This window comes from Photobacterium nomapromontoriensis (genome assembly GCF_050336815.1).
GTDB classification, from domain to species: domain Bacteria; phylum Pseudomonadota; class Gammaproteobacteria; order Enterobacterales; family Vibrionaceae; genus Photobacterium; species Photobacterium nomapromontoriensis.
The window spans coordinates 15,550-41,406 of record NZ_JAKJSL010000051.1; the positions used below are offsets into that span (position 1 = coordinate 15,550).

Consider the following 25,857-nt stretch of genomic DNA (forward strand, 5'->3'; position numbering starts at 1 on the left):
TCAGGGAGAACCTATGGCGACCATTAAAGATGTAGCAAAACACGCAGGGGTCTCAACCTCCACCGTAAGCCACGTCCTCAACAAAACCCGCTTTGTCAGTGAAGACATTTCAGTGCGTGTGCTCGCTGCCGTTGATTCGCTCAATTATGCACCCTCGGCTTTGGCTAGAAGCCTAAAAGTCAATCATACCCGTACTTTTGGCATGCTGGTTACCACATCAACCAATCCTTTCTTTGGCGAAGTCGTCAAAGGGGTTGAGCGACGCTGCTACCAACAAGGCTATAACCTGATCCTCTGCAATACGGAAGGCGATCTGGAACGCATGCATGCTAATCTCGATACCCTGCTACAAAAGCGGGTTGATGGTTTATTACTGATGTGCAGCGAAGTGGAAGATGAAGCCTTTGATTTATTCGCACGCCACCAGCCTGTTCCCACCGTTGTCATGGATTGGGGCCCGGTCAATTTTCCCAGCGATAAAATCCAAGATAATTCTCACCACGGGGGTTATCTCGCGACTCGCTACCTGATTGAACAAGGCCATACTCGTATCGGTTGCTTAACGGGGCCGTTAGACAAACTACCGGCTCAGCAGCGTCTCACCGGTTTTGTCCAAGCGATGGAAGAAGCAGGACTCGAGATTAATAAGCAATGGATAGCGGCAGGAAACTTTGAATGTGAAGGTGGCGAACAGGCGTTTAATGAGGTTTTGGCTCGTGGCGAGCTTCCCACCGCACTGTTTGTGTGTAATGACATGATGGCAATGGGGGTGATCAATACCGCTGCCAAGCGAGGCATCGCAATCCCTGCTGACTTATCCATTATTGGGTATGACGATATTAAACTGGCTAAGTACATAACTCCATCACTGACAACGATCCACCAGCCGAAGCATCGCCTGGGTCAGCAGGCCGTTGATACCCTGCTTGATAAAATCCAGAACAATCGTGACACCAATAAGGTTATTCAGCTTGAGCCAACCCTTGTCATCCGTGATAGCGTTAGGCTTATGACAAGCAACTAAGCATATCGAGTATTGCGGTAGCAGGCAGCCTACCGCAATACTTATACGGTAACGAATAGGCTCAACCTGGCACAACGACAAGGCCAAAGGATTCAAGCAGCTGCTCTTGTTGCCAATCACATATCATTACCCCTTTCATGTTGACTCTTCGCGGGTCAAGACCAGTTAAATCGACGTGGCAAAGATTACAGTCACTAATGTCAAATAGTCCCCAATGATCAACTGAAAACTCACATCGGGTCAGATCGGAACCTTTAAACGATGCGCCATTCAGATTTGCGCCATTCCATCGATTTTCGAATAAATCACACTTTTCAAGGCGCTGATTTTCAAAATTGGCGTAAGCCAAATTACAGCCTGTAATATAGCCCGAACAAAAATACGTATTATGCGTAATGTAATTGGCAAAACTGGCTATCGCGAAATTTGCACCTTTCAGATTACAGGTTCTAAATTCAGTCCCAAAACATTGGGCCCCTCTGAAATTAGCCATGCTTAAATCACAATCTTTAAAACTCGCATCTTTCAACTTAGCATATTCAAAGCTGCTCCCCTCTACCTCACCACGCTCAATAAACTGGCAGTCGATAAATTCGGCATCACTCAGATCTGCTCGTCCAAAATGGCAGCGGAAAAATTTACATTGCTTAAAAATGGCTGATTGCAGATCTTGCTTCGAAAAATCATGGTCTTCAAAGGTTTGGTTGGTAAACATTACTGGTGGTATTCCCTGTTTAATTTTCCGAAAAGGTTACCGCTAAAACGGGGAGAAAATCCAGCAATAAACCCATAAATTTTACAGATAATTAAAGCCATCAAAAACACGCTAATAAAGCGCCTCAGTCATACAGTAGCAACCATAACAAATAAAAATTGCACCGCCATGAGATCACAAAAAACATGCCCATACAGTGCTTTCTATGCGCCATAGCGGGCAATTCTATAAACATCATTCAACTCGCTTTTTAACTGACTAATAATTAATCAACACCAATCGCATTCCTGAACTTTTCATTACTCTGATACAGATCGGATTTTTGAACAAAAAACACCTCTCGTTGCCATCATTGCCAAACTATGAATTGACCTCCCACCTAACTCAGCGTACAACTGTACTCCTAACTCGGCATACAGTTGTACGCTGAAATGTGATTTAGATAATTCTGCTTAGTACCCATGGGCAACTAACGGCCTTATAATGGCCCTAATAACACTTGCCTCTCCATCAGGCCAAAGGAAAATACTGCAATGTTCAGCAAAATGACAAACTGGTTCAAATTACGCTCACTAAAGCCAAGCAAAGGATGGGAGGCTGATTTTTTCTCAAACCATTTCTAAGGCCAATATAGCGAAAGGAACACGGTTTCTTGATAGTAAAAAGCCCCGACACCACAGTCGGGGCTCATTCATCAACACGGCTTTAACGAGGTTAAATCACCAACCCTCCATCTATTTTCAGGGTTTGTCCTGTAATAAATGCCGCATTATCACTCGCCAGGAACAGTGCTCCATTAGCAATATCTTCTGGTTTACCCATTCGCCCAAGAGGTGTTTTCTTTTTCATATGATTTAACACTTTCTCTGGCAGCTCGACGGTCATCGGTGTCTCGACAAATCCAGGGGCAATACAATTAGCACGCACTTGCGCACCTTTACGGGAAAACTCTTTTGACCACCCTTTGGTCATGGCAATAACGCCGCCTTTTGTTGCGGCATAGTTACTCTGCCCAATATTTCCATCGGTACCGACAACGGATGACATCGTAACGATAGAACCAGATCCACCTTCGATCATCACAGGTGCAACCGCCTGAGTCATATTAAACACGCCTTTGAGATTAACATCAGAGACAAAATCCCAGTCTTCTTCTGTCATTTTCTCAATCAAGTTATCCCGCGTTATACCAGCATTATTAACCAGTACATCAATGTGACCGTGCTCGGCTTTAACTTGCTCAACAAAATTAGCAATAGACGCTCTATCACAGACATTAAGTTCAATCGCTTTTACATTCGGATACTTAGTCTCAAGATCGACCATCGCTGCGGCATTCATATCACAAGCATAAACGTGTAATGCATCGTTTTTTGCAAATGTTTCCACTATGCAACGTCCAATTCCTTGTGCACCACCTGTCACAATACATACTTTATTATTTAACATCATCTATTCCCCTTATAGAAAACACGGTTTGTAGCGAGAGCGCCAACAGTTGTGTCGGGTATCACAACTCACTGTATTCCCTTATTTTAGAAGAGTCGTGTCACTTGATTACCCATATTGATGCAAATCACCTTTGCAAATTTGGTGACATATTAAGACGACAATACTAATTTCTTACAATACTAATTATTCATACCCGAACTCACTCGCTATCACCATTATATTGGGTACCACTATTCATCTTTGCTATAAATAAAGAAGGTAGGGCAATTTTCGGGATAGTTCATGCTAGACAAGGTCGTCTTCTTTCTACATGTTATGCGTAAAGGTTCCATCAGCGAAGCTGCGAAGCTGAACAACATGTCTGCGTCAGCAGCGAGCCGCTGGCTCAATGAGCTGGAAGAGTCAATGGGGGTGAGTTTACTTAAACGTACAACCCGAAAAATCACCCCGACACAGGCAGGCCAACGTCTGTATGACCGTTTCAGTTTGATTCACACTGAAATTGACGATGTGTTTAATGAAGTCCAAAACCTCAGTAACGAAAATAAAGGCACCATAAAAATTGCCAGTACACCTCTCTTTGCCAAGCACTACCTCAGCCAAATTATCGGGGAGTACCTGCAATTACACCCTTCAATGAACTTCGTGGTGCTGGAAACAGCCTTTGATGTCGATCACGTCCATGATGTCGATTTCGCAATTCGAGCCAATGCCACTTACCGTGGCTTTCAGGATAAAGACAGCTTACTCGTTAAGCGCGCCTTACTGCGTGAACCATTGATGGCTTGCTGTTCCCCCTCATATATCCAGAAAAATGGCAGACCGGTGGTGCCTAACGATCTAAAAAATCACCAATGCCTCTACGCCACCACATTGGTCGGTGGTAATCGTTGGATTTTTGAATTAAATGGTGAATACAGCTCGGTAGATATCGCTCAAACCGTTGAGGCTGATGATAGTGAAATACTCAAAAATATTGCGATCACGGGAGGAGGGATCGCCTATTTGCCCATTAGCCTAATTAAAGATGAGGTCGCCAATAAAATTCTGATCCCCGTACTGGAAAACTATGTCAGTAGCCAATTCGAAATCAACCTGTATTTCAAACCTCAGAAATACATGCCGGCACGCAGCGCGAACTTCAAAGATTACTTGCTCAGCCGGGTGCCTGAAATTGAACGTCTCAAACGACAAGCTCAGCAGCTAACCCCCAGGCCTGCGGCTACCACAACAGAAAAGGTTTGATCCACGGTAGTAAGCTGAATACGAGTGACTAGCAAATAAAAAACCCGACAAATGTCGGGCTTCTTATCACATTATAAAAAATTACCACATTAGATCATCAGGGATCTGGAATGCTGCATATGGATCATCTTCATCCATTTCCTGCTCTGAAACAATGTTGTTCAATACAATGCTTGATTCATCACGCAGGCTAATTTTATCTGCGACTACGCCAGGGATAACCGCATAGCTATCAAGGTAGCGAGCAATAGCAAGGCGACCACTTACGAGCTGATCTTGGGTTGCTTTATCCACATACACTTTTTTCACTAATGTACCATCAGTGAAGTTATAACCAATATCACCGTTTGATGTGTCAATTTTATTCATCTCTATTAACTGTTTAACCTGAGATGCAATAGCCTTTTTATCTGCTTCGGCTTGCTTTTGACGATTTAATTCTTGATCTTGAGCAAGTTGAGAAGCTTTGTTCGATTCAACTGCCGCTTTAGCTTCTTTGCGTAAAGTGCGAGACTTTTTAGACGATTTTCCCGCTTTTTTTAATTTTTTCTTATCAATAAGACCAGCTTGTAGCAGCTGCTCTTGAAGGGATAGCTTTGCCATGTAGACTCCGTCACGGGCACAGGTTAATAAATCTCATTGCTTTAATTATACCAAAAGCATCGTCAACTTCGATACCCAGCAATCGTCTATACATCAAAAAGCAATCAGATGTTATTCTCGCTGAAACGGGTAGATCGAGCCTAAAGACATTATCTGAGTAAGTGCATCAAGCGCAGAACGTGATTCATCCAACAACTGCGGGTCTGCCAAATCATGTTCTAACAGTCGGTCACGGTAGTGCTGATCAATCCATATATTGAGCTTTTCAAACAATAAATCTGACATCAGAGTATCAGGGTTTACCGCAGAGTGTTCCGCTGCGTTCAATACCACCCTAAGTCGCAAACAAGCCGGACCACCGCCATTAGCCATACTCTGCTTGAGATCATACACTTTGATAGCATCAATCCCTCGCTTATCTGCCAATAATTGAGAAAGATAAGCCCATACATGATCATTACTACGACATTCATCCGGTACAACGAGTACCGTCTGATCATTAGGCATGGTCAGCAATTGGGAATTAAACAGGTAGCTGGTGACGGCATCATCAATCGACACCGCTTGAGTCGGCACTTCTATCACCTGAAAATTGCCGGACAATTTTAGCGATAACTCATCAATAACGGCATGCTGATCTAAAAAAGCGTGTTCATGGCAGAACAGTAAATTCTTATTGCCGACCGCAATGACATCGTTATGAAAAACACCTTTATCGATCACCGCCGGATTCTGCTGGGCAAACACCACTTTTTCGCTATCGAGCTGGTGCAGGCGCACAACTGCTTGGCATGCTTCGTAAGTCTGACGAGCGGGATACCGCTTAGGGGAAGGAAAGCGCCCATCAAAGGCAGAGCGCCCAAAAACAAACAGCTCGACACCTTGTTCGCCATACTCCTGACAAAAACGGGTATGATTTGCGGCCCCTTCATCACCAAGCTGTTCAGAGCTAGGCAAGGCTGAATGGTGAACAAAGTGCGCCTCATCAGCAAACGTTGCTTGCAGAATACGTCCAGTCACCTCATGTTCGATAGAACGATGGAATGAATTGGCTAAATTGGCGGGGGTAAAATGCACTTTCCCATCTAAGGTGTCTGCTGACGGGGAAACTGTTGCGGCATTTGCTGTCCACATACTGGATGCAGAACAACATGCCGCTAATAGCTGAGGGGCTTGCTTGGCTGCAGAAGTGATCACGGTATTATCACTACCGGTAAATCCTAACTGGCGCAATGTATTGATATCAGGGCGCTCTTGTGGCGCTAATACACCTTGAATTAAACCAAGATCTGACAAAGCCTTCATCTTTGCCAGTCCTTGCTTCGCCGCCTGTTTCGGGTTTGATGCTTTCGTCTGATTTTTTGCTGACGCAACATTACCAAACGATAGGCCACTATAATTGTGAGTGGGGCCTACTAACCCGTCAAAATTTGCTTCCAGCGCTTTCATAAACACTCCCTGTTTGATTGTCGCACTATTTATCTAAAGGCAATGTACAAGCGGCCTCAATATACACATTTCAGCCGATATGCATCTTGAGATCATTGGGCAATATCAATCACACCCCTTATCTTTGCAACAAGGGTTAATGATGCGTTCTGCACAGTTATAGGGCTCAATATGAATAATCACATCAACCACTTCATCTATCTGCTCTAAAATACGGGTCTTGAAACTTTCACTGACGGAGTGCGCTTTTTCAACACTCATCGCAGGATCAACCAGCAAATGAAAATCTAGCAATATGGAACTACCAGTACGGCGGTTACGAATGGCATGAACTTCTTTAATCAAGGGGTCTTCAAGCGCAAAGAGATGTATTTTTGCATCAATATGGCTATCAGCTTCAGCATCCGTCAGCTCTTGAATCGCGGGCCATAAAATTTCAATAGCTGCTTTTAATATCATCGCTGTAACAATCAAAGCGGCTACTTGGTCGAGGTAATGCAGACCAGGAGCTATAAAATTAACAATTACCGCAATTGCAACAGGTAGTGAACTTAATGCGTCTGAGCGATGGTGCCAAGCATTAGCGTACAATGAACGGCTATTTATACGTTTCGCCTGTATCACAGTCCAACGATAAAGAACCTCTTTAATAATGATAGAAGCGGTCGCGGCGCCCAAAGCGAGCAACCCTGGCGATGCTGTTTTTTCATGTCCTAATGCCGAAAGAGAATCCCAACCAATTCCGATCCCAACAAGGGCGAGAATCACACCAATAAAAATATTGGTTAACGTTTCAAAACGACCATGTCCATAAGGATGTTCTTTATCCGCAGGTGCAGTCCAGTAGCGAGATCCAATCAAAATGGCACTATCTGTCACTAAATCAGAAAAGCTGTGCACACCATCGGCAATTAATGCCTGACTGCCTGTTAGCTTACCAACCGTAATTTTCAATACCGCCAGTACCACGTTTACAATCGATCCCACCCAGGTGACACGATGAATGATTTTTACGGGTGTTTCTGCCATTTGTTCCAACTTTATTTTAATCCATGACTAACGAGTTCCATGATAACAGGCAGCGATTGTATCCCCAAGCAGCCTACGCATCGAGTGATTGAGATTGGATAACTGTTTTGTGGCAATGACATGATACGAGGTGATCATTCACCATCCCAACCGCTTGCATGAACGCATAGCAGATCGTTTCCCCGACAAATTTAAAACCTTTTTTCTTCAAAAATCGACTCATCGCTTTTGACTCGACGGTTGATGCGGGCACCTCATCCATCGTAACCCAATAATTAACTACGGGTTGATGATCAACAAATTGCCATAATGCATTAGAAAGGCTGCCATATTCTGCAATTAACTGTTGAGCCGCTTTCGCATTCGTAAAAACAGAACGAATTTTCCCACGATGCCTAACTACATCATGTTGCACAATAATTTCCTCAACATGGATATCATCATACTGAGCTAATACGTCTAAGTCATAATTATCAAAAGCAACTCGATAAGCATCACGACGCTTTAATATGGTATACCAACTTAATCCCGCTTGTGCCCCTTCCAACGTGATAAATTCGAACAAATATTTATCACTCTTATTTACCCGTCCCCATTCATTGTCATGATATCGTCTTTCCAATGGCTGCTTCATTGCCCACGCACATACATTTTCAGTCATCGCCTACTCCCTACCACGTCTAATCCAGAACATTTGTAATGCATTTTTGTTATGTATTTCATCGATATATAGCTCAATATTATATTCTGTATAAAGTTAAACCACACAGCGTACTTATTATCACATTTACCATGTAAAATATCTCATCTACCCTTGAAATAATACCAGCAGGGAATTATTGTGTATAACACAAAGCAATAGGGTAATAACTACGAGCAATATATTGACGGTGATACAAAAGTGCTACTAATGGATTATTATTGCTATCATCAGTTTCATAATTTTGTATACGACGTCACATAGTGAAGAAGGGATTGTAAATCAAATTGAAAAAAACAACCTTCCTTCCATAATGGAATAATCAATACACAGATATTGATTAATATAAAAGGACTTTTATGAGACATATCGCCGATTTTATCGAGCATCTTGAAACGAGAAAAGACCCGTTCAACATTTGGGTTTACTCCAGTAAAGGTCAATATAGTCAGTTTGGCAAACAAGGTAAAAAAATACGCACGCCAGCCCTTCAGCGAGCTTTGGATCAATATCTCCAGATCGTAGTGGAGATAAATAACGATTCTAAGAACGACGCTTTTTTATTACTACCTGAAGTGCATGCTGTGGTACCGGTATCATTTTGTGACGGTCAACTACACTCACTGACAAGGCCTGATCCTATTGCAGTTACGAACGATTAAAATTCAAACCGGATAGGTTCGCTTTTTATCACTGCAAAAAGATCGCCATCAAAAACAGACCTAATCAGGTCTGTTTTTTTATGCTACCTCAGCAGAAAATGTCATAACCACTACAATCAGTTCAACCTGTTTGCTCAATATGTTACTTGATCATGAACTGAACTGCCCGGCATGATCCGTGATGATGGCATGAGTACCTGCTGACCACCAATACACGCCTTGTTTCCCGCATTCCAGCCAGCATCATAGTCAGTATCACTGCGATCTAGAGTAGCATCTTTCACGGATTGCGTATTTGCGAGACCCTTCGCGTTCAGCGCAGTTTCACATCCTTGATTATAACCATAGTGATAAATACTGTCATATGGCGGATTATAAGTATATTCATCTGGAAATAATTGATATTTGTTCCAATCAGCACTCGAACACCCCATCAACAGTATTGCTAACAAACTGACTCCACTCCAATACCCTGTCTTTTTCATGGTATCCCCTTTACTATGGGTTTTACTAAAGCGTAGACAAAAGCGGCTCACTGAGTGCAGATTAACCATGACAAAAATAGACTTTTTTCAACTCGAAATTGTATTAACACAGTTTATTCAACAACGTTCGGAGACTGACCCCGCTCACGATCTCAGTCATATCCAACGAGTCGTTGCTGCAGCCAAACAATTTGCAGCTGAAGAGGATGCTGAACTGGCCATCATTCTTCCAGCGGCCTGGCTGCATGATTGTGTCACCTTGAAAAAGAATGACCCGTTGCGACATCAAGCATCCACACTGGCTGCGCAAGATGCCATACAATTTCTTCGCACCATTAATTATCCAGCGCAGTATCTTGATGCGATTTATCACGCCATTGAGGCGCACAGTTACAGCGCGAATATTCCGGTTCGCAGCCTAGAGGCGGCGATCGTACAAGATGCCGATCGCATTGATGCGCTGGGAGCGATAGGTATCGCCCGCTGCATTCAAGTCGGTACGGGTTTTCAGTCCCAACTTTATTCTGCAGACGACCCTTTTGGTCAAAACCGCCAACGGGATGATAAAGCCTTTTGTATTGATCATTTTTTTACCAAACTCTTTACCCTTGAAGCCACAATGAATACGCCAGCGGCAAGCAAAGAAGCACATCAACGCACAGTGTATATGAAAGGATTTTTGACCCAATTAGATCACGAGATTGGCACAACATTCACGTAAAATGTCGCACCTTGATAGGTAAATAAAATATCGGTTTGTAGCGCTTAGCCTAAGCGCTACAAACACAATGATTTACAAGGCCTGCCTGAGTGCCGCATTTAAGCGATCAAAACCTCGTTCAAGATCAGCGATCAAATCATCCGCATTCTCAAGACCGATATGCAGGCGAAGCATTGGCCCAGCAAAATCTTTCTTTGCGACCGTACGTAAGTTGTTGATATTTTCATTTGCGAGGATCAAACTTTCGAATCCTCCCCATGAGTAGCCCATACTAAAATGACTCATGCCATCAAGCAGTGCTGTTAGTGCCGCAGTATTGCCACGATTAAGCACAACCGAAAACAAACCATTACAGCCTTTGAAGTCCCGCAGGTAAAATTCATGCCCTTCACAACTTTCAAATGCGGGATGGCGAACATGGTCAACCTCTTCTCGCTCAGCAAGCCATTGCGCTATTTTAATGCTGTTTTCTTGGTGCTGCTTCATTCGCACACCCAGCGTGCGTAATCCTCGCATTGCCAAGTACACATCATCCGGGGACGTACACTGCCCCATCAGATAACTGCTTTCACGTAACTGATCCCAGCAACGCGTATTCGCAACGGCTGTACCCAACATCACATCTGAATGGCCAACAATGTACTTAGTTGCAGCTTGAATCGAAATGTCCACACCATGATCAAACGGTTGGAAATTAATTGGAGAAGCCCAAGTATTATCCAGCATCACGACCAAATCATGCTCATGAGCAATACGAGCTAGTGTAGGGACATCCTGGACTTCCATCGTGATGGAACAAGGGGATTCCAAAAATAGCACCGTGGTATTGGGGCGAATCAATTCACGGATCCCTTCGCCAATGAGCGGATCGTAATACGTGGTTTTAACCCCCATTTTTAAGAGGATCTTATCGCAAAACTCACGGGTCGGCTCATAAGCACCATCAACCATCAAGATATGATCACCCGCTTTTACAAATGACAGAATGGCATTGGTGATAGCCGCGGTACCACAAGGATATAGCGCACACCCAACCCCTCCCTCCAACTCAACCATGGCATCTTGAAATGCGAAGTGAGTATTCGTCCCTCTGCGACCATAAAACAAGCCCTGATTGGTGCGGTTTTGCGTGGCTTGCTTCATCTCAGCCACTGAATCAAATACTATCGTTGATGCCCGGCTAACAGGTGGGTTTACTAATGATTGAGTCCACTTTCGTGAGCGACCAGCTGTAACGATTTTTGTCTCTAGTGCTTTTTTATCCATGCTTTCTCAAACTTCCTTTTTTAATCGTATCGCATCATACAACATGCTAAATAACAGCAAAATGCAGCGTTGCGCTATAACGTTAACACAGTTAGTTCAGCATTTGAGCCGTTGACGCATAAAAAAAGGGCCACAACGCGTGCGGCCCAAATACCTTAGTGACAGGTAATATCTAACAGATTAAAGCTCTTCTGTGATCGGTTTTGGCATGTAATGCGATGAATTCAGACCAAACAACTCAGGCAAGGTCGTACCAACGGATACCGATGACCAAGTACCGGTCAAAATACCAATAAACATCGCAATAGAGAAACCTTCTAGCGGCCCACCGCCCATGATCCATAGGGCTCCGACGGTAATTAACGTAGTCCCGGATGTCACCATTGTACGAGAGAACGTTGCCGCAATAGCTTCATTATTAATTTCTTGAATCGTCTTATTGGGTTTTGCGATCAGAAGTTCACGGATCCGGTCAGCAATAATAATAGAGTCATTTAATGAATAACCCATGATAGCGAGCACGGCAGCCAAAACCGTTAAGTTAAATTCCATTTGGGTTGCAGCAAAGAAACCCAGAATAAAGATAACGTCATGAGCCAAGGCAAACACGGAACCAGAAGCAAGACGCCATTCAAAACGGTAACTTAAATAACCTAAGATACACAACACAGCGACCAACAGAGCCAAGCCTCCTTGATCTGCCAGTTCCTGACCGACTTGTGGGCCAACAATACTGGTATTCAGTACCTGCAAATTGGCATCCAATGGTTTAAGTACAGTTTTAACATCGGGAGCTTGCCCTTGCTGAGGGATCGCATAACGCAGCACCCAACGCCCAGGCTCTCCTGCCGCAATCACGCTGACATCCTGATGCAAACTCTTATCCATCAGTTTATCAATATCACTGCTTGGTATCGTACTGTTCATTTGCACTTCAGTGACAATACCACCGGTGAAGTCTAAGCCCCAATTAAGGCCTTTCACCCCAATCATGATCAATGAACCCAGCAATAAGATCACAGAGACAACACTGGTAAAGTAGCGCCACTTAGTGGCATTTTTCATTGTAATTAGCATTATTAAATTCGCACCTCGCGTCGAGCATCACGGCCCCACACCAAATTAATGATGGCACGGGAAGCAAAAATACCGGTAAACATACTGGTCATCAGGCCTAAGCCCAGTGTTAAAGCAAAGCCCTGAATCGGGCCATTACCGATGGCGTACAACACAACAGCGGTGATCATTGTCGTGAAGTTAGCATCAAAGATGGTGCCAAATGCACTACTAAAGCCGCGGTCGATAGCTTGTGCCATACTGCGACCTTCTTTTAATTTGTCTCGGATACGCTCGAAGATCAGAACGTTAGTATCAACGGCCATACCGACGGTCAGTACCAAACCCGCAATACCCGGCAAGGTCAACACCGCACCAGGGATTAGAGCCAACAATCCAAACAGCATGATCATGTTACAAATCAGTGCAATGTTCGCCACCCAGCCTAAACGACGGTACCAGAACGCCATAAACAATAGCGTCATGCCCATACCCAGAGCCAATGCAGCAAAACCATTATCGATGTTTTCAGCACCTAACGTTGGGCCAATAGTGCGTTCCTCAACAATGGTGACAGGTGCTGTTAGTGAACCTGCACGTAGCAGCAAAGCCAGTTGCTGAGCATCTTCCATCGCACCAGTGCCCGTAATACGGAAGCGGTTACCCAGTTGGCTCTGAATGGTAGCAACACTGATGATCTTGCTTTCTTGAACCGCTTTACCGTTCGCATCACGGCTGTATTCGCTAAATGCGGTCGCCATTGGCTTGCCAATATTGTGACGGGAGAATTCAGACATGATTTTGCCACCCGTGCTATCAAGGGTGATATTGACTTCTGGCATACCCATTTCACCAAAACTGGCACGGGCATCAATAATATGATCACCACCCAGTACAGGCTTACGAGCCACACGGACATCTCGACCATTTTCATCTGGCAATGTCATCGTACTACCGCTACCCAGCTCACGAACCGGATAGAATGCTAGACTAGCCGTTGCACCAATCACATTTTTAGCGGCAGCAGGATCCTGCACACCCGGCAGTTCAATTCGAATACGGTTTTCACCTTGACGCTGTACTAAAGCTTCAGTAATCCCTAATTCTTCAATACGGCTACGCATCGTTTGCAAGTTCTGTTGAACGGTCAAATTGCGCAGCTCTGATTTTTCACTCTCTTTTAGCGTCAGCTCAACACCGCTACCTGAAGCATTCATTGCCTGCCACTGGGGATAATTAGTACTAATAAATCGACGAATTTTACCATTCGCTTCATCATTAGGCAGACGAACCAACAGCTTATCAACGCCTTCAGCTTCAACGCGTGCGTTACGGATATTTAGCTTACGAAACTCCTGACGCAATTCGTCCTGCAATTGATCCGCTTGAGCCTTGTAGACTTGATCCACATCCACATCCAACAGGAACTGCACACCACCGCGTAAGTCGAGGCCCAGTTTAATGGGCTCAAAACCCATATCCTGCAACCATTGTGGCGCCGCAGGTTCCATTGCTAATGTCAGCTGTGATTCACTTTTAGCGCCGCCCATCATTTTTGCAAGCACTGCACGCGCTTTAGTCTGCTGAGCTTCGTTGTCAAGTATGACAATTGTTTTACCTGGCTTCTGATCGATGCGTTTAACGCCTATACCCTGTTCGGTCAGCGTTTTTTGAATGGCCACAAGATCGGGCGTCGGAATCCCTTTGGCTGCTATCTGAACCGCGCCATTTTCGCCATACCACGTTGGAATCGCACTGAGCATCATCACTAAGAGGGTCGCAATCAGCACAACATACTTCCATGCGGAGTAATGATTTAATAATCGATGAGGATTGTGTTTACTCATTATTTATCGCCAATTTATGCAGTTAATAACGCCATAGACTGATGCTTAACTGCCACCTACTGACACAACATCATTAGGTGTTCTAATACTTGCCTTATCAGTCAATTCACTGAATACGAAACTGATAGGCGTAATAAAGACGGAGACACTGTCGTCGAGGTTGTGGCTCTGGATTTAATCACTAATAACCATTGACCAATAACCACGCGCACTATGCCGTATACGTCATAAAGAGATATTCGAAATAAAATTACGCGAGCGATAAACGATGCGGGTAAAGGGTATAGATAAGGTTACTGTCTTTCCAACCAGAGATACGGCTGGATGAAGAGGGCGCTTTTAACGTCCAATCTAACGCTGAATGAAAATCAACGCTATAATTTTTTGCAAAACTAGGTGCGGGTTCAATCGGTAATTCGATAGCCAACTGATACAGCGATTCTATCTCTTCAGGATCTTGACGATGCAAATTCGCCATCCGAGATGAGCAGGCTAATGCAGGATCCAAACTACGGCTTTCTTGCGAATGCTGATTACTTTGTGATTGCTCTGCAGGTGAGTGCCCGGATGCGTTATCCTGACCAAAATCCCACACCAGTGTATGATCAGAATCTAATGCTTGTGGATTGCCATGAGATTGAGCAAAAAAAGCATCAAATGAGGCTGACTCTGCAAGGTGCTGAGTCACATGAGCCGGCATAATCAATGTATCGGGAGATGTAAATACCGCGTTTAAATGCTGCATGATACTGGATTCATTCGGCACACTCAGCTCTGAGCTTGCATGGCTCGGCCATACTACCCCAAAACACAATACCAACATGAAAACACGTAACATCGAAACTAGCATTAAGTCGATCTTCTCCTCATAACTTCTCGCATAATAGGGTCAGTATCAGGGATAGACAAGACATTATTTTAACTCTCACCCATTTATCCGGAATTAATTTTGATTTTCAGTACTTAATAATCCACAAAAAATGAAATTGACTCATGATCATATTGTGGGATTTGTGATTGTATGTGGTTAGTCTGGCTTATATAGTGTTCGCTCTTTTATACAACTCGCTATTTGAAATACTGGGAAGCTGACTATGACAACACAACACATTGCATTTATTGGACTCGGCACAATGGGCTTCCCTATGGCTGGACACCTAGCGAATGCTGGTCATAACGTAACCGTCTATAACCGAACGGTAACGAAAGCCCAGCAATGGGCTAAGACTTATTCGGGCAACGTGGCGCTAACGCCAGCCCTTGCATCAGAGAATGCCGACTTTATCTTCTCCTGTGTCGGCAATGATGATGATCTACGTGAAGTCTATCTTGGTGAGAATGGTATCCTGTCAAGCGCGAAAACAGGCTCGATCCTGATCGACAACACCACAGCCTCAGCCGAAGTCTCTCGTGAAATTGCCGCCGTTGCGACAGCGAAAGGACTCCACTTTCTTGATGCACCAGTCTCAGGCGGTGAAGCAGGGGCAATTAATGGCTGTCTCACCGTAATGGTAGGTGGCAACGAACAAGTCTTTAACATCGCCAAACCTGTTATCGACTGCTTTGCCAAAGCAACCACACTAATGGGTAATGTCGGCTATGGCCAAATCACCAAAATGGCCAATCAAATCTGCATTGCGGGTATTTTACAAGGCTTGTCTGAAGCCATCATCCTAGCCAAGTCTTCTGGTCTGGATATCGGAAAAATGACCGAAGTCCTCAAGCATGGGGCAGCAGGTTCATGGCAACTTGAAAATCGCGCTGCGACCATGGCCAAGGGGGAATTCGATTTTGGTTTCGCCATTGACTGGATGCGTAAAGATCTCGGCATTTGTTTTGACGCAGCACACAAGCTGGAGGTTCCCCTTCCACTCACCAAACAGGTTGATGAGAAATATGCCGAACTGCAACAACGTGGTTTCAATCGAGCAGATACCTCCGTACTTATTAAGCAATTTGATAATGACTCGCGCTAGGACATACCGCTCAACAGCGAATTAACGACAAAAGCCAGATACAAAAAAACCGCCATCGCTGGCGGTTTTTTTTAACATGCTTCGTTATAGGCTAATAAAGATACCAGCCAGCGCTGCACTCATTAGGTTTGCCAGTGTTGCGGCAGTGACCGCTTTCAGGCCTAAACTTGCTACATCAGCACGACGCTCTGGAGCCATCACACCGATAGAGCCAATCTGGATGGCAATTGAACCAATATTTGCAAAGCCACACAGTGCAAATGTAATGATCACTTGGCTATGCTGTGACAACGTCTCTTTGATGCTGACGAAATCAAGGAATGCAACAAACTCATTCAGAATCACTTTCTGGCCAATGAAAGCACCGGCTTGTAGCATCTCATGAGCGGGAACACCAATAACAAACGCCAATGGAGCAAACAAGTAACCCAGTACTGCCTGTAAGGTGAGCCCCTGTAGACCAAACAGCTCACCAATACTTTCTAGTCCGGCGTTTGCCATTGCAATCACACTGACAAAAGCAATCAACATAGTACCAATCGCGACAGCAACTTTCATACCGTTCATCGCACCAGCAGCCAGAGCATCAATTGCATTGCTATGCTCACTCTTGGCCATTTCGATCTCTGTTTGCTCAACCGCTACACTCTGCTCAGGTACCAGTAGTTTCGCCATCATCAAACTACCTGGTGCAGCCATGAAACTAGCAGCAATAAGGTACTTAAGATCAACCCCCAGACCCGCATAGCCACCCAGTACGCTACCAGCAACTGATGCCATACCCGCAGTCATTACTGCAAACAGTTCTGAACGAGTCATTTGAGCTAAGAAAGGACGAACAAGAAGTGGTGACTCACCTTGAGAAAGGAAGATATTACCCGTTGCAACTAATGACTCAGCACGGCTTGTACCCAGAGCACGCTGAATGCCACCGCCGATCACTTTGATGATCCACTGCATCACGCCAAGGTAATAAAGAAGGGAAATAAGAGCACTGATGAAAATAACAAGAGGAAGGACGCGAACAGCAAAAATAAAACCAGTAGTAGCGAGATCACCGAATAAAAATTTGATCCCCTCATCGGCAAAACCCAATACGCTAGCAACGCCATTACTCATGGCCCCCAGCATCTTTTGCCCAAACGGTATATACAATACCAAAGCAGCAAAACTGGCCTGAAGCACCATCGCCCCTCCAACCGTTCGCCAATTGATTGCTTTACGGTTTTCAGATAGCGCGTATGCGCATAATACCAGTACAAAAATACCGGCAAAACTAATTAACAACTGCATTATTTCGTCCTGTTACTCTGACTATATATTGTGGTGCCGAAAAATGAAGGTGTTACTGTCTGCAATACAATGGGAAACATCGCCTTCGGGGAGAAAGCAAAACAGGAAGGTTCCAAGCTTTGATGCCCGGAAAGTGTAGATATGTCCGCCCAACTGTACAACATACGAGTCACCTAATTAACAAGCTAAATTAATGCCGGTCCAACTCCGTGGGTCGTTCACATGTCCTGGTGACAGCTTGTAACTAAGGTGGCTGAACTTAATGGTTCTGGCCGGAAGCGGAGTATATAGAGATATACATCACAATTAAAACCCCAAATGCCATTTTTTTTGTGATCGTCATCTAACTGAACAAATATCAATCAACTGTAAGAGAATGTTTCCGAGTGTCAATTATCTCAAGCCAGAATCTATCTTAGATTAGCCGCGATACGGCTATGTTTGTGAGGAAATGTCTGGTAAACCGAATAAAGAGATGCCTAAATAACGATAAATAATTACTTTTTCTGTGCTTTAGACCAAAATACGACACCACACTTCATGTAGATAGCTTGTATGAATATGCGCCTTTTGTTCCGCATCATTAACATCACCCAGATTTGCCTTATCACGATAATGGCAGCTCTTATACCCACAACAACAGTGGCGGGACAATTCGTCTCAGAGCAACAACTACTGAATTATACAGATACCTACGGTAACGTATCACTGCGTAACTCGGCCAACATCCGTCTGCCTGACCCTATGCGCGTTAAGGGCAACCTCAACCTTGAAAATAGCCATCTGACCCAGTTACCCAATGCATTAACAGTAAAAGGTAACCTTGACTTGGCATACAGTCAAATAACCCAGCTACCATTAAATATTAACGTTGGTGGGTATATAAATTTAGCGCATTCGGCCATCACATCGATCAACAATGGCCTACAAGTAAAAGGCGATTTAAGTTTGATGGGAACCAAAATCAAAGCGCTTCCGCCATACCTCTATGTCGGGGGAAACTTATACCTTGCTAACACGGCAATTACTGAGCTACCACAATTTCTTGTTGTGAAAGGAAACATCTTTTTAGGCGGTGCGCCTATCTCTGATATAAACGAAAATGTTCATGTTGAAGGGAAAATATATCGTTAATCTCTAGAAAACAATAAAGGAAAACGTTTGCGTTAACAATGAACAAGATAATATCGAACAACACAGAGGGAATAAGTCATCAAACAAAAGGAATAACGCCAGAAACACTGGATCACTAGATGCTTCCGGCTTTTTTACATATTTACACTTCTAAATCAAAGACATAATACAACAATGTATATATGGTAGTAGACTACAGATTACTTTGATTTACATTTTAGATTGTTCGTCTGTGACTGGTGATAAAACCATTGACGACGGCTTCTATTAGCCATAATACACCTCTCATTTTCCAAAACGAGTAAGGTTGATATTTCTCAAATATAATACCGTTCTTACTCTTCCGATACACTCTACTTTACCGTTTCTTCCATGACATCAATATGACAATTTGGTAAAGATATAGTGTCAATGCTCGCTAAAAAAATAAAACTAATTTAATCACTGTGAAGTGATTGGTGGTAAATTTCCAGGAGTTAAAGAACTGCGATAACACAAAGAGATGGAATTGAAATGTGCTTAATCTGTAAATTAAGTGTTCCGACTGGAGAATCTCTCCCTCTACTTGTTATCAACAACCATTCAAATATAAGAGGCTAATGGTTCATTTGCAATACTGATTTTGCATTTTTTTTGTGACCATTATCATTTATTCCACCTATATCAACCTTAAAAACGTACTATCGGCTTGATAACATACTAATTTAATCACACTTCTGGCCCAAACCAGCAATAAGAACCTTGATTGATGAGAAGCCAATACCTTCTTACTAAAACGATCATCTTGAGCTGACTGGGGTATATACTCTCGCAGAGACAATGATTTTTAGCTAGCTTGACCAAATGCCATTCATGATGAATCAATCATCATACCCAATCTCATGCATGTCAAAAGCAGTACGATTAATTAACTGTAATTTGACACAAAATCAACAAGTGATACCATGGCAAAATGGTTTGCTATCAAAGGGCGCCTTTATGGGCATTCACACTATAACTATTGAGCAAATAGCAAAAGTTCCAAAGAAAGTGCTATTTCAGTTGCTTTCCGATCACGATAATCTTGGTCGTTTTTTTGGTGATGATTATCATTTAATAAAAAAAGGAAAACCCAATAGTAATGGTATTGGAGCCATTAGGGAAATATCATCCGGACCATTTGTTATTCATGAACAAATTATTGATTACAAAGAAAATGAGCACCTTCACTGTAAAATTATCCAAGGTGGTCCCGTTAATGAGCATGGCAGTTGGATAAAGTTTCAAAGTCTGAATGCTCAAAATAGCTTAATCCACTATCGCATCAAGTTCAGCCCCAAAATCATTGGTACAGGCTGGATCATCAAGTTCATTTTTGAAAAAAAATTGAAAAAAGCATTACATAATTTAGCCAGCTATGGCGAGTCTACTTGGTCCTCTCGTTAGAACATCACACAAAACATATGTTACTTGTTGCTTATTTGCGCAGTAATTGATCTAGTCGCTAGTCAAAGGGCGTTCTTCACTATCTACTATAGCTATACCTACATTTATGCATAGGAAGAATAATGCTTACACACCAGCCATTACTCACAACATCTAGGTTGATCCTTCGCCCTTTTCAGCTTGCCGATAGCACTAAAGTTCAGCAGCTCGCAGGCGAAGAGCCCATCGCCAACGGCACTATCAATATTCCCCACCCCTATCAAGATGGCATGGCTGGTCAATGGATAGGGAAACTGCTTGCTGGCTGGAACAGTGGACATTCCGCCATCTATGCGATTACGCTCAAATCAACGTACCAACTTATCGGATGTGTTGGGTTGCATAATATTGATGATGGAAAAGCACAATTAGGCTATTGGGTTGGTGTGCCTTACTGGGGAAGAGGATATTGCACAGAAGCCGCTGAACGGCTTGTTGAATTTGGCTTCAATCGTCTCAATATAGACAGTGTTTATGGTCAACATTTTAGTCGAGAAGCCAATTCAGGCAAAGTAATGCAAAAAATTGGAATGAACCATGTCATGACAAAAAGCGATGCTATCAGGGTTAATATGATTTCCGAAGATCTCGAATACTATGAAATGAAACGCCCAGAACCTAGCCCTGCTACACCATAACTTGCACCTAAATTTATACCTTGATACGCGCCATATAGTAAATATCAACGTACTCACCATTGCGAAAAGCATAATGACGAGCCGTCCCTTCAATCACAAAGCCGCACTTTTCATACAAAGCAATCGCGGCGTCATTATCTGTGTATACTGTCAGCTCTATCCGTGTGACACCGGCCCAGTTTTCAGCTAAATCGACGAGTGCCGATAACAGCTGGGTCCCCACCCCATTTCGATGAAAATCATCATGGACGGCCATGCCTACGCCCGCAACATGTCGACGGCGTGGATTCTCTTCAATGTGCAAACTAGCCTGACCAACAACTTTCCCATCGTTCTCCGCTAATAGGCTATACACATTACTTGGCATGTTCTCTATACGCTGAACCCATTTATCTAACGAAGGATAAGGTAATTGCAGAGTGCCACTGTATGCTCTACTCCCCGCATATAAATCCCTAATCGCAGTTATATCTTTTCTTTCAACATGCCTGATCACAACATCCATGTATTCTTCCTTTATAACAATAAGTCACACTAAGAAATTTTTTCAATAAAAACAATACCATTGTGGTCTAACATACAGCTACATTATTATATATATTTTATAAAACAATTGAATTACCACGCTTATTTTATAATTAAAAAATACAACAGTCCGTGGTTATAACTGCTTGTTATAACTAAAATAGCACTCGATAATAATCGAGTTTGAAACACACAAACACCAGTTAAAAATCAATAAGTTAATATTTAATTTCACATAAATGTAAAATTTCACAGTTTCTAAGTTGATTCTTCTAGCTATACTAAAACTGAATGAAATATATTGATTAAGCGACATTATTGCGCAAAACCGTCCATTAATACTTAAGATGAAAAAAGTATCAAACTTAATTCCTTATGTTAACAACATAACAATAATGATGATGAAAGATAGTATTTGATGGCTGGTCTTATCTTGTGAATGTGACCAATCAGTAGCTACCACTTTGGACACATACAACAAACGGCTTAAGCCATCGATTATGAATAGTAAGGTGAAAATTATGTCTAGCTTTAAAGTACTTACGACTGCCGCTGTGATCCTTATGTCTTCTTCTGCAATTGCAGATATCCGTGTCGCTGATACGCACAACGGGGCATGGGTAACAGTCACCGAAAATGGCCAACCTGCAGCTAATGCATCCGTTTCTGTTGCGAATTTACCGCAACAACGTAAAAGTTATAAAACCGATGAGCACGGCCGCGTATTCATTCCTTTAACCTTGCAAAACTCACGCTCTATCAAATACAAAGCAACCACAGAAAGTGGTAAACGTTCTTCTCGTTTTGCTTTCCACTCAACCAACAAATAGCGGGTAAGTAAACTCTTTTCCTTGGCTCTCTCGCGAGAGCCTTGCTCATCCATGCGAGCCTGTAACCGCGAGAATGCTTATTTTGCATAATCACGCCAATTGAGATCTCTGGCTAAAACTAATGCCAATCCAATTATCTGCAAAAATAAAGCCAAATTTCGTAACCGAGATATCGATTTCATCTTCGCACCATAATCAGTTACCAGATCTAAATTATCAAGATAAAGCTGATTAATTTTATCTCTCAATGCCATCTGGGCAGTATCAATGTTTATCATTACGTTGGGTAAATTATCCAATCTAATACTGGTTAAATTTTGATGTAGCCAGTTATTCACATCCTGTTGCAACTGCAATTCAATCACCTCTGGCAGAGTGGTATTAGCCGCTTCACTGGTCGCTAGCAGTACTAAAATATGCTCCCGTTTTCGCTCAATCGTTTCAACTTGTTGCCAGGTTAAACTAATCAGTTTTTCGTTTGCCTGCTGTCGCTGAATAAGTGAATTTGCCTGCCGGGTTAGCTCATCAATATAAAAATTAGTCATCATTGCCGAGATAATATTGAGTAATAGCCCTATGCCGACCAATGTCCATGTTGGGACCGTCCATCTGATTTTTGACTCTTTCATAATTATGGCCTTTTTCATTGAAACCATTTTGTCAGTGTCTATCTTTATTTATACGCTACTTCAGGAAAAGGTTGTTAAATGGATAAGTCGTTAGAATATGCAACACGTACACTGCAACTAACGGGTGAAGACCCTGAACAAAAACGACAGCAACTTAAATCGGCTTTTAATCTCACTTGGGAGTTGTACGAATCACTCTTTAAACTCATCAATCATGATCGAGGCTATTACCTCAAAGCCGAACCACTGCGCCATCCTCTGATATTCTATTTTGGCCATACTGCAACCTTCTATATTAATAAACTTAAACTGGGAAAATACATCGATACTCGGGTCAATGAACACTTTGAGTCTATGTTTGCAATCGGCGTCGATGAAATGTCATGGGATGATTTAGATGATAGTCATTATAACTGGCCATCTGTTCCTGACGTGAAGGCATATCGAGACACGGTTAAGCACAGGGTTAATCAGCTCATTAATACCATGGATATTACCCTCCCCATCACCCAAGAGGATGTCGCTTGGGTATTAATGATGGGGATCGAGCATGAACGTATCCACTTAGAAACATCTTCCGTTATTATCCGACAGCTTCCGATTGAGTTAGTCAATTCCGATCCTCGCTGGTCATCCTGCAAAGATACGGCTTCGGCCCCTGATAACTGCTTGCTCTCTGTATCGGGTGAGACCGTGGTATTAGGTAAATCCAGCAATGATCCAACTTATGGGTGGGATAATGAATACGGTGAACAGCCGTTTCACATTGACGATTTCAACGCCGCAAAATTCCTGGTCTCTAACCAAGAATTCATGGCATTTGTCCGTGCAGATGGTTACCGGCATCCTCGATATTGGAATGAAGAAGGTAAAGCCTGGCTTCATTATACTCACGCTGAGATGCCCCGTTTTTGGCGCTACCATAACGGACAGTGGCTGCAACGTAATTTAACCGAGGAAATTTCGCTGCCATTAAATTGGCCTGTAGAAGTTAACCAACTTGAAGCCAAAGCGTTCTGTAACTGGAAAGCCGAGCAAATGCAACGGCCTATTCGCTTACTGACAGAAGCCGAATGGTATTTACTGCGGAAAAATATTGATAACGACTCACCACTGTGGGATGAGCCACCCGGCAATATTGAACTGGGTTACTATGCCTCTTCTTGTCCGGTCGACCGCTTTGAACACGAAGGTTTTTGCGACATTATTGGTAATGTATGGCAATGGACAGAAACAAGCATTGATGGTTTCCAGGGCTTCCAGGTCCATCCTCTTTATGATGACTTTTCTACCCCAACCTTTGATGGCAAACATAACCTGATAAAAGGAGGCTCCTGGATTTCAACCGGCAATGAATCTATCCGATCATCCCGCTATGCTTTTCGTCGCCATTTCTACCAACATGCAGGATTTCGTTACGTTGAGTCAACACAAGATCCTACCACCATGGCAACACTCAATATCTATGAAACTGACGAGCTTATTTCTCAATATCTCGAATTCCATTACGGAAAAGAGTACTTCTCTGTATCTAATTTCTGTGTCCATGGTATCCATCAATGCTTACAAGAAATTCAACTGGCTCATCACCATAAAGCACTCGATATTGGTTGCTCTGTCGGCCGAGCATCCTTTGAGCTAGCAAAAGTCTTTGATCATGTCGACGGCATTGATTTTTCCGCTCGCTTTATACAGCAAGCCTACTCGCTGACCGAACAAGGAGAAAAACGCTACACCATCAAAACAGAAGGCGATCTCGTCGAATTTAAGAGTGTAACCCTGTCTGAGCTGGGTTATGAGACTATTGCCAATAAAATCAACTTTGTTCAAGGTGATGCCTGTAACCTTAAAGCCCAGTTTTCAGGATATGATCTTATCTATGCCTCAAACTTGATTGATCGCCTCAATGATCCCAAACACTTCCTGACAACTATCCATCAGCGACTCAATAATGGCGGTTATCTGGTTATAACGTCACCTTATACCTGGTTGGAAGAATACACCGAAAAAGCGAACTGGTTGGGAGGGGTAAAAGTACATGGTGAAAACTTTACCACGCTGGATGGCTTAACCGAAACGCTGATCCCGCATTTTGAATTAATCGCAGTGAAAGAGATCCCCTTCGTGATCCGAGAAACGAAACGAAAATTTCAGCATTCCTTGTCAGAAATGACAATATGGCGACTGCGATCATAACAAATTTATTTGTATGATCTTTTAAATAGGTGTATAAAACTCAATCATCATTAGTTATTAACTTAGATATAGATATATTCAACAATTTTATGAGCAACTGATTTTATATTTAAATATCATTAGTTGCTCACTCAAAACAATAAAACACAACCTTTTGTTTTAAAAGATTATATTTTAAAATAAGTTCATTTTTCACACTATTCATATCTGCACATCAGCACTCATTTAAACTATCGCCCCTGCTATCACTAAATAGTCTTTAAATTCCAATAGGTATAATCTATTAAAGTAATTAATAGCTGTTCATCTTGTTTACCGCTATTGTGATTGAGTACTTGATTTGGAAGGGATTTCCTTACATGTTCAGTTAGAGATACATATAATTATGGTGATAGTTAAAAACGATAATTCCAGGATCTAATTATCCAGATTAAACACTCAATAAATAGCATCACATTTAAACACGTGATTTTGTAAAAACAAACAATACCAACGCAAAGGAATATTTATGATTAAATTACAACTACTTACTGCCGCATCAACCATTCTTGTATCATCATATGCATTGGCAAACATCCACGTTGCTGATACACATAATGGTGCATGGGTGACAGTGACGAATAACGGACAACCTGCAGCGAATAGCTCAGTATCTATTACAAATGTACCTCAACATCGTGAAATGTATAAAACAGACAAAAACGGCCGTGTATTTATTCCTATAACATTAGAAAATTCTCAATCTATCAAATATAAAGCCACAAATGAATACGGTGAAGAATCATCTCGTTTTTATTTCCACTCAATCAATAGATAATGCACAAGATAACAAACATTTTAGTGCTCGTGTAAGCATTTTAAATATAACATAAAGAATTATATACCACTTATTAAAATTAAAAAGAACAGGTTATATAT

Annotated in this window: 25 protein-coding genes; 11 read left to right on the forward strand and 14 right to left on the reverse strand. The window is 42.7% G+C overall.

Annotated elements, in window-relative coordinates; genetic code table 11:
• The first annotated feature begins 13 nt into the window (after positions 1-13).
• Complete coding sequence (locus L4D12_RS20860) at positions 14-1,024, forward strand: substrate-binding domain-containing protein (RefSeq protein ID WP_428449764.1); 1,011 nt, start codon at positions 14-16, stop codon at positions 1,022-1,024.
• 61 nt (positions 1,025-1,085) lie between these two features.
• Here the strand turns inward: L4D12_RS20860 and L4D12_RS20865 are convergent, their stop codons facing one another.
• Positions 1,086-1,739, reverse strand: coding sequence for a Qnr family pentapeptide repeat protein (locus L4D12_RS20865; RefSeq protein ID WP_428449765.1), 654 nt, complete (start codon positions 1,737-1,739; stop codon positions 1,086-1,088).
• Positions 1,740-2,453: 714 nt separating this feature from the next.
• The gene (fabG, locus tag L4D12_RS20870) at positions 2,454-3,188 is read right to left on the reverse strand and encodes a 3-oxoacyl-ACP reductase FabG (RefSeq protein ID WP_428449805.1); all 735 of its coding nucleotides are present in this window, start codon (positions 3,186-3,188) and stop codon (positions 2,454-2,456) included.
• A gap of 285 nt (positions 3,189-3,473) precedes the next feature.
• Between fabG and L4D12_RS20875 the strand changes: the two genes are divergently transcribed.
• Complete coding sequence (locus tag L4D12_RS20875) at positions 3,474-4,436, forward strand: LysR family transcriptional regulator (protein WP_428449766.1); 963 nt, start codon at positions 3,474-3,476, stop codon at positions 4,434-4,436.
• A gap of 81 nt (positions 4,437-4,517) precedes the next feature.
• Here L4D12_RS20875 and L4D12_RS20880 read toward each other — a convergent pair whose 3' ends face one another.
• The 4 genes from L4D12_RS20880 to L4D12_RS20895 form a co-directional block, all read right to left on the reverse strand.
• Positions 4,518-5,039, reverse strand: coding sequence for a DUF2058 domain-containing protein (locus tag L4D12_RS20880; RefSeq protein WP_428449767.1), 522 nt, complete (start codon positions 5,037-5,039; stop codon positions 4,518-4,520).
• A gap of 111 nt (positions 5,040-5,150) precedes the next feature.
• Positions 5,151-6,488, reverse strand: a complete 1,338-nt coding sequence (astB, locus tag L4D12_RS20885) for an N-succinylarginine dihydrolase (protein WP_428449768.1) — start codon at positions 6,486-6,488, stop codon at positions 5,151-5,153.
• A 105-nt stretch (positions 6,489-6,593) separates the two neighbouring features.
• Positions 6,594-7,517 (reverse strand): cation diffusion facilitator family transporter, encoded by a 924-nt coding sequence (locus tag L4D12_RS20890; protein WP_428449769.1) that lies wholly within the window; start codon positions 7,515-7,517, stop codon positions 6,594-6,596.
• A 73-nt stretch (positions 7,518-7,590) separates the two neighbouring features.
• A complete protein-coding gene (locus L4D12_RS20895) occupies positions 7,591-8,178 on the reverse strand; it encodes a DNA-3-methyladenine glycosylase I (RefSeq protein ID WP_428449770.1) in 588 nt (195 codons plus the stop codon).
• 398 nt (positions 8,179-8,576) lie between these two features.
• On the opposite strand from L4D12_RS20895, the gene L4D12_RS20900 reads away from it, so the two are divergent.
• Positions 8,577-8,879, forward strand: coding sequence for a hypothetical protein (locus L4D12_RS20900; protein WP_428449771.1), 303 nt, complete (start codon positions 8,577-8,579; stop codon positions 8,877-8,879).
• A 134-nt stretch (positions 8,880-9,013) separates the two neighbouring features.
• Here L4D12_RS20900 and L4D12_RS20905 read toward each other — a convergent pair whose 3' ends face one another.
• Positions 9,014-9,364 (reverse strand): hypothetical protein, encoded by a 351-nt coding sequence (locus tag L4D12_RS20905; protein ID WP_428449772.1) that lies wholly within the window; start codon positions 9,362-9,364, stop codon positions 9,014-9,016.
• Positions 9,365-9,431: 67 nt separating this feature from the next.
• Here L4D12_RS20905 and L4D12_RS20910 point away from each other — a divergent pair, with 67 nt between their 5' ends.
• Positions 9,432-10,085, forward strand: a complete 654-nt coding sequence (locus L4D12_RS20910) for an HD domain-containing protein (protein WP_428449773.1) — start codon at positions 9,432-9,434, stop codon at positions 10,083-10,085.
• Positions 10,086-10,157: 72 nt separating this feature from the next.
• Here L4D12_RS20910 and L4D12_RS20915 read toward each other — a convergent pair whose 3' ends face one another.
• The 4 genes from L4D12_RS20915 to L4D12_RS20930 all read right to left on the reverse strand — a co-directional run bounded on the left by L4D12_RS20915 (position 10,158) and on the right by L4D12_RS20930 (position 15,104).
• Positions 10,158-11,351, reverse strand: coding sequence for a cystathionine beta-lyase (locus L4D12_RS20915; RefSeq protein ID WP_428449774.1), 1,194 nt, complete (start codon positions 11,349-11,351; stop codon positions 10,158-10,160).
• A 180-nt stretch (positions 11,352-11,531) separates the two neighbouring features.
• On the reverse strand, positions 11,532-12,428 hold the full coding sequence (secF, locus tag L4D12_RS20920) for a protein translocase subunit SecF (protein ID WP_428449775.1): 897 nt from the start codon (positions 12,426-12,428) through the stop codon (positions 11,532-11,534).
• A gap of 2 nt (positions 12,429-12,430) precedes the next feature.
• Entirely contained in the window at positions 12,431-14,254 is a 1,824-nt protein-coding gene (secD, locus tag L4D12_RS20925; protein WP_428449776.1) for a protein translocase subunit SecD, read from the reverse strand.
• Positions 14,255-14,504: 250 nt separating this feature from the next.
• The gene (locus tag L4D12_RS20930) at positions 14,505-15,104 is read right to left on the reverse strand and encodes a hypothetical protein (protein ID WP_428449777.1); all 600 of its coding nucleotides are present in this window, start codon (positions 15,102-15,104) and stop codon (positions 14,505-14,507) included.
• A 244-nt stretch (positions 15,105-15,348) separates the two neighbouring features.
• Between L4D12_RS20930 and L4D12_RS20935 the strand changes: the two genes are divergently transcribed.
• Positions 15,349-16,230, forward strand: coding sequence for an NAD(P)-dependent oxidoreductase (locus L4D12_RS20935; RefSeq protein WP_428449778.1), 882 nt, complete (start codon positions 15,349-15,351; stop codon positions 16,228-16,230).
• Positions 16,231-16,314: 84 nt separating this feature from the next.
• Here the strand turns inward: L4D12_RS20935 and L4D12_RS20940 are convergent, their stop codons facing one another.
• A complete protein-coding gene (locus L4D12_RS20940) occupies positions 16,315-17,523 on the reverse strand; it encodes a NupC/NupG family nucleoside CNT transporter (protein ID WP_428449779.1) in 1,209 nt (402 codons plus the stop codon).
• 555 nt (positions 17,524-18,078) lie between these two features.
• On the opposite strand from L4D12_RS20940, the gene L4D12_RS20945 reads away from it, so the two are divergent.
• From L4D12_RS20945 to L4D12_RS20955, 3 genes are all read left to right on the forward strand, one after another.
• Positions 18,079-18,657, forward strand: a complete 579-nt coding sequence (locus L4D12_RS20945; protein ID WP_428449780.1) for a hypothetical protein — start codon at positions 18,079-18,081, stop codon at positions 18,655-18,657.
• 978 nt (positions 18,658-19,635) lie between these two features.
• Complete coding sequence (locus tag L4D12_RS20950) at positions 19,636-20,082, forward strand: SRPBCC family protein (RefSeq protein WP_428449781.1); 447 nt, start codon at positions 19,636-19,638, stop codon at positions 20,080-20,082.
• A gap of 122 nt (positions 20,083-20,204) precedes the next feature.
• Positions 20,205-20,759, forward strand: coding sequence for a GNAT family N-acetyltransferase (locus L4D12_RS20955; RefSeq protein WP_428449782.1), 555 nt, complete (start codon positions 20,205-20,207; stop codon positions 20,757-20,759).
• 13 nt (positions 20,760-20,772) lie between these two features.
• Here L4D12_RS20955 and L4D12_RS20960 read toward each other — a convergent pair whose 3' ends face one another.
• The gene (locus L4D12_RS20960; RefSeq protein ID WP_428449783.1) at positions 20,773-21,264 is read right to left on the reverse strand and encodes a GNAT family N-acetyltransferase; all 492 of its coding nucleotides are present in this window, start codon (positions 21,262-21,264) and stop codon (positions 20,773-20,775) included.
• A gap of 541 nt (positions 21,265-21,805) precedes the next feature.
• Between L4D12_RS20960 and L4D12_RS20965 the strand changes: the two genes are divergently transcribed.
• Positions 21,806-22,114 (forward strand): hypothetical protein, encoded by a 309-nt coding sequence (locus tag L4D12_RS20965; protein ID WP_428449784.1) that lies wholly within the window; start codon positions 21,806-21,808, stop codon positions 22,112-22,114.
• A 77-nt stretch (positions 22,115-22,191) separates the two neighbouring features.
• Here L4D12_RS20965 and L4D12_RS20970 read toward each other — a convergent pair whose 3' ends face one another.
• Positions 22,192-22,743 (reverse strand): hypothetical protein, encoded by a 552-nt coding sequence (locus L4D12_RS20970; protein ID WP_428449785.1) that lies wholly within the window; start codon positions 22,741-22,743, stop codon positions 22,192-22,194.
• Positions 22,744-22,821: 78 nt separating this feature from the next.
• Here L4D12_RS20970 and ovoA point away from each other — a divergent pair, with 78 nt between their 5' ends.
• Entirely contained in the window at positions 22,822-24,939 is a 2,118-nt protein-coding gene (gene ovoA / locus L4D12_RS20975; protein ID WP_428449786.1) for a 5-histidylcysteine sulfoxide synthase, read from the forward strand.
• Positions 24,940-25,447: 508 nt separating this feature from the next.
• Positions 25,448-25,756 (forward strand): hypothetical protein, encoded by a 309-nt coding sequence (locus L4D12_RS20980; protein ID WP_428449787.1) that lies wholly within the window; start codon positions 25,448-25,450, stop codon positions 25,754-25,756.
• The last annotated feature ends 101 nt before the right edge of the window (positions 25,757-25,857 follow it).

Bases quoted from the DNA above. Each gene is read 5' to 3' on its own strand.
- L4D12_RS20970 (WP_428449785.1), bottom strand. From the start codon at position 22,743: ATGAAAGAGTCAAAAATCAGATGGACGGTCCCAACATGGACATTGGTC.
- fabG (WP_428449805.1), bottom strand. From the start codon at position 3,188: ATGTTAAATAATAAAGTATGTATTGTGACAGGTGGTGCACAAGGAATT.
- L4D12_RS20860 (WP_428449764.1), top strand. From the start codon at position 14: ATGGCGACCATTAAAGATGTAGCAAAACACGCAGGGGTCTCAACCTCC.
- L4D12_RS20960 (WP_428449783.1), bottom strand. From the start codon at position 21,264: ATGGATGTTGTGATCAGGCATGTTGAAAGAAAAGATATAACTGCGATT.
- L4D12_RS20980 (WP_428449787.1), top strand. From the start codon at position 25,448: ATGATTAAATTACAACTACTTACTGCCGCATCAACCATTCTTGTATCA.
- L4D12_RS20900 (WP_428449771.1), top strand. From the start codon at position 8,577: ATGAGACATATCGCCGATTTTATCGAGCATCTTGAAACGAGAAAAGAC.
- secD (WP_428449776.1), bottom strand. From the start codon at position 14,254: ATGAGTAAACACAATCCTCATCGATTATTAAATCATTACTCCGCATGG.
- L4D12_RS20940 (WP_428449779.1), bottom strand. From the start codon at position 17,523: ATGCAGTTGTTAATTAGTTTTGCCGGTATTTTTGTACTGGTATTATGC.
- L4D12_RS20880 (WP_428449767.1), bottom strand. From the start codon at position 5,039: ATGGCAAAGCTATCCCTTCAAGAGCAGCTGCTACAAGCTGGTCTTATT.
- L4D12_RS20895 (WP_428449770.1), bottom strand. From the start codon at position 8,178: ATGACTGAAAATGTATGTGCGTGGGCAATGAAGCAGCCATTGGAAAGA.
- L4D12_RS20865 (WP_428449765.1), bottom strand. From the start codon at position 1,739: ATGTTTACCAACCAAACCTTTGAAGACCATGATTTTTCGAAGCAAGAT.
- L4D12_RS20915 (WP_428449774.1), bottom strand. From the start codon at position 11,351: ATGGATAAAAAAGCACTAGAGACAAAAATCGTTACAGCTGGTCGCTCA.
- L4D12_RS20965 (WP_428449784.1), top strand. From the start codon at position 21,806: ATGTCTAGCTTTAAAGTACTTACGACTGCCGCTGTGATCCTTATGTCT.
- L4D12_RS20955 (WP_428449782.1), top strand. From the start codon at position 20,205: ATGCTTACACACCAGCCATTACTCACAACATCTAGGTTGATCCTTCGC.
- L4D12_RS20950 (WP_428449781.1), top strand. From the start codon at position 19,636: ATGGGCATTCACACTATAACTATTGAGCAAATAGCAAAAGTTCCAAAG.
- astB (WP_428449768.1), bottom strand. From the start codon at position 6,488: ATGAAAGCGCTGGAAGCAAATTTTGACGGGTTAGTAGGCCCCACTCAC.
- L4D12_RS20935 (WP_428449778.1), top strand. From the start codon at position 15,349: ATGACAACACAACACATTGCATTTATTGGACTCGGCACAATGGGCTTC.
- L4D12_RS20890 (WP_428449769.1), bottom strand. From the start codon at position 7,517: ATGGCAGAAACACCCGTAAAAATCATTCATCGTGTCACCTGGGTGGGA.
- ovoA (WP_428449786.1), top strand. From the start codon at position 22,822: ATGGATAAGTCGTTAGAATATGCAACACGTACACTGCAACTAACGGGT.
- L4D12_RS20930 (WP_428449777.1), bottom strand. From the start codon at position 15,104: ATGCTAGTTTCGATGTTACGTGTTTTCATGTTGGTATTGTGTTTTGGG.
- L4D12_RS20910 (WP_428449773.1), top strand. From the start codon at position 9,432: ATGACAAAAATAGACTTTTTTCAACTCGAAATTGTATTAACACAGTTT.
- secF (WP_428449775.1), bottom strand. From the start codon at position 12,428: ATGCTAATTACAATGAAAAATGCCACTAAGTGGCGCTACTTTACCAGT.
- L4D12_RS20875 (WP_428449766.1), top strand. From the start codon at position 3,474: ATGCTAGACAAGGTCGTCTTCTTTCTACATGTTATGCGTAAAGGTTCC.
- L4D12_RS20905 (WP_428449772.1), bottom strand. From the start codon at position 9,364: ATGAAAAAGACAGGGTATTGGAGTGGAGTCAGTTTGTTAGCAATACTG.
- L4D12_RS20945 (WP_428449780.1), top strand. From the start codon at position 18,079: ATGAATATGCGCCTTTTGTTCCGCATCATTAACATCACCCAGATTTGC.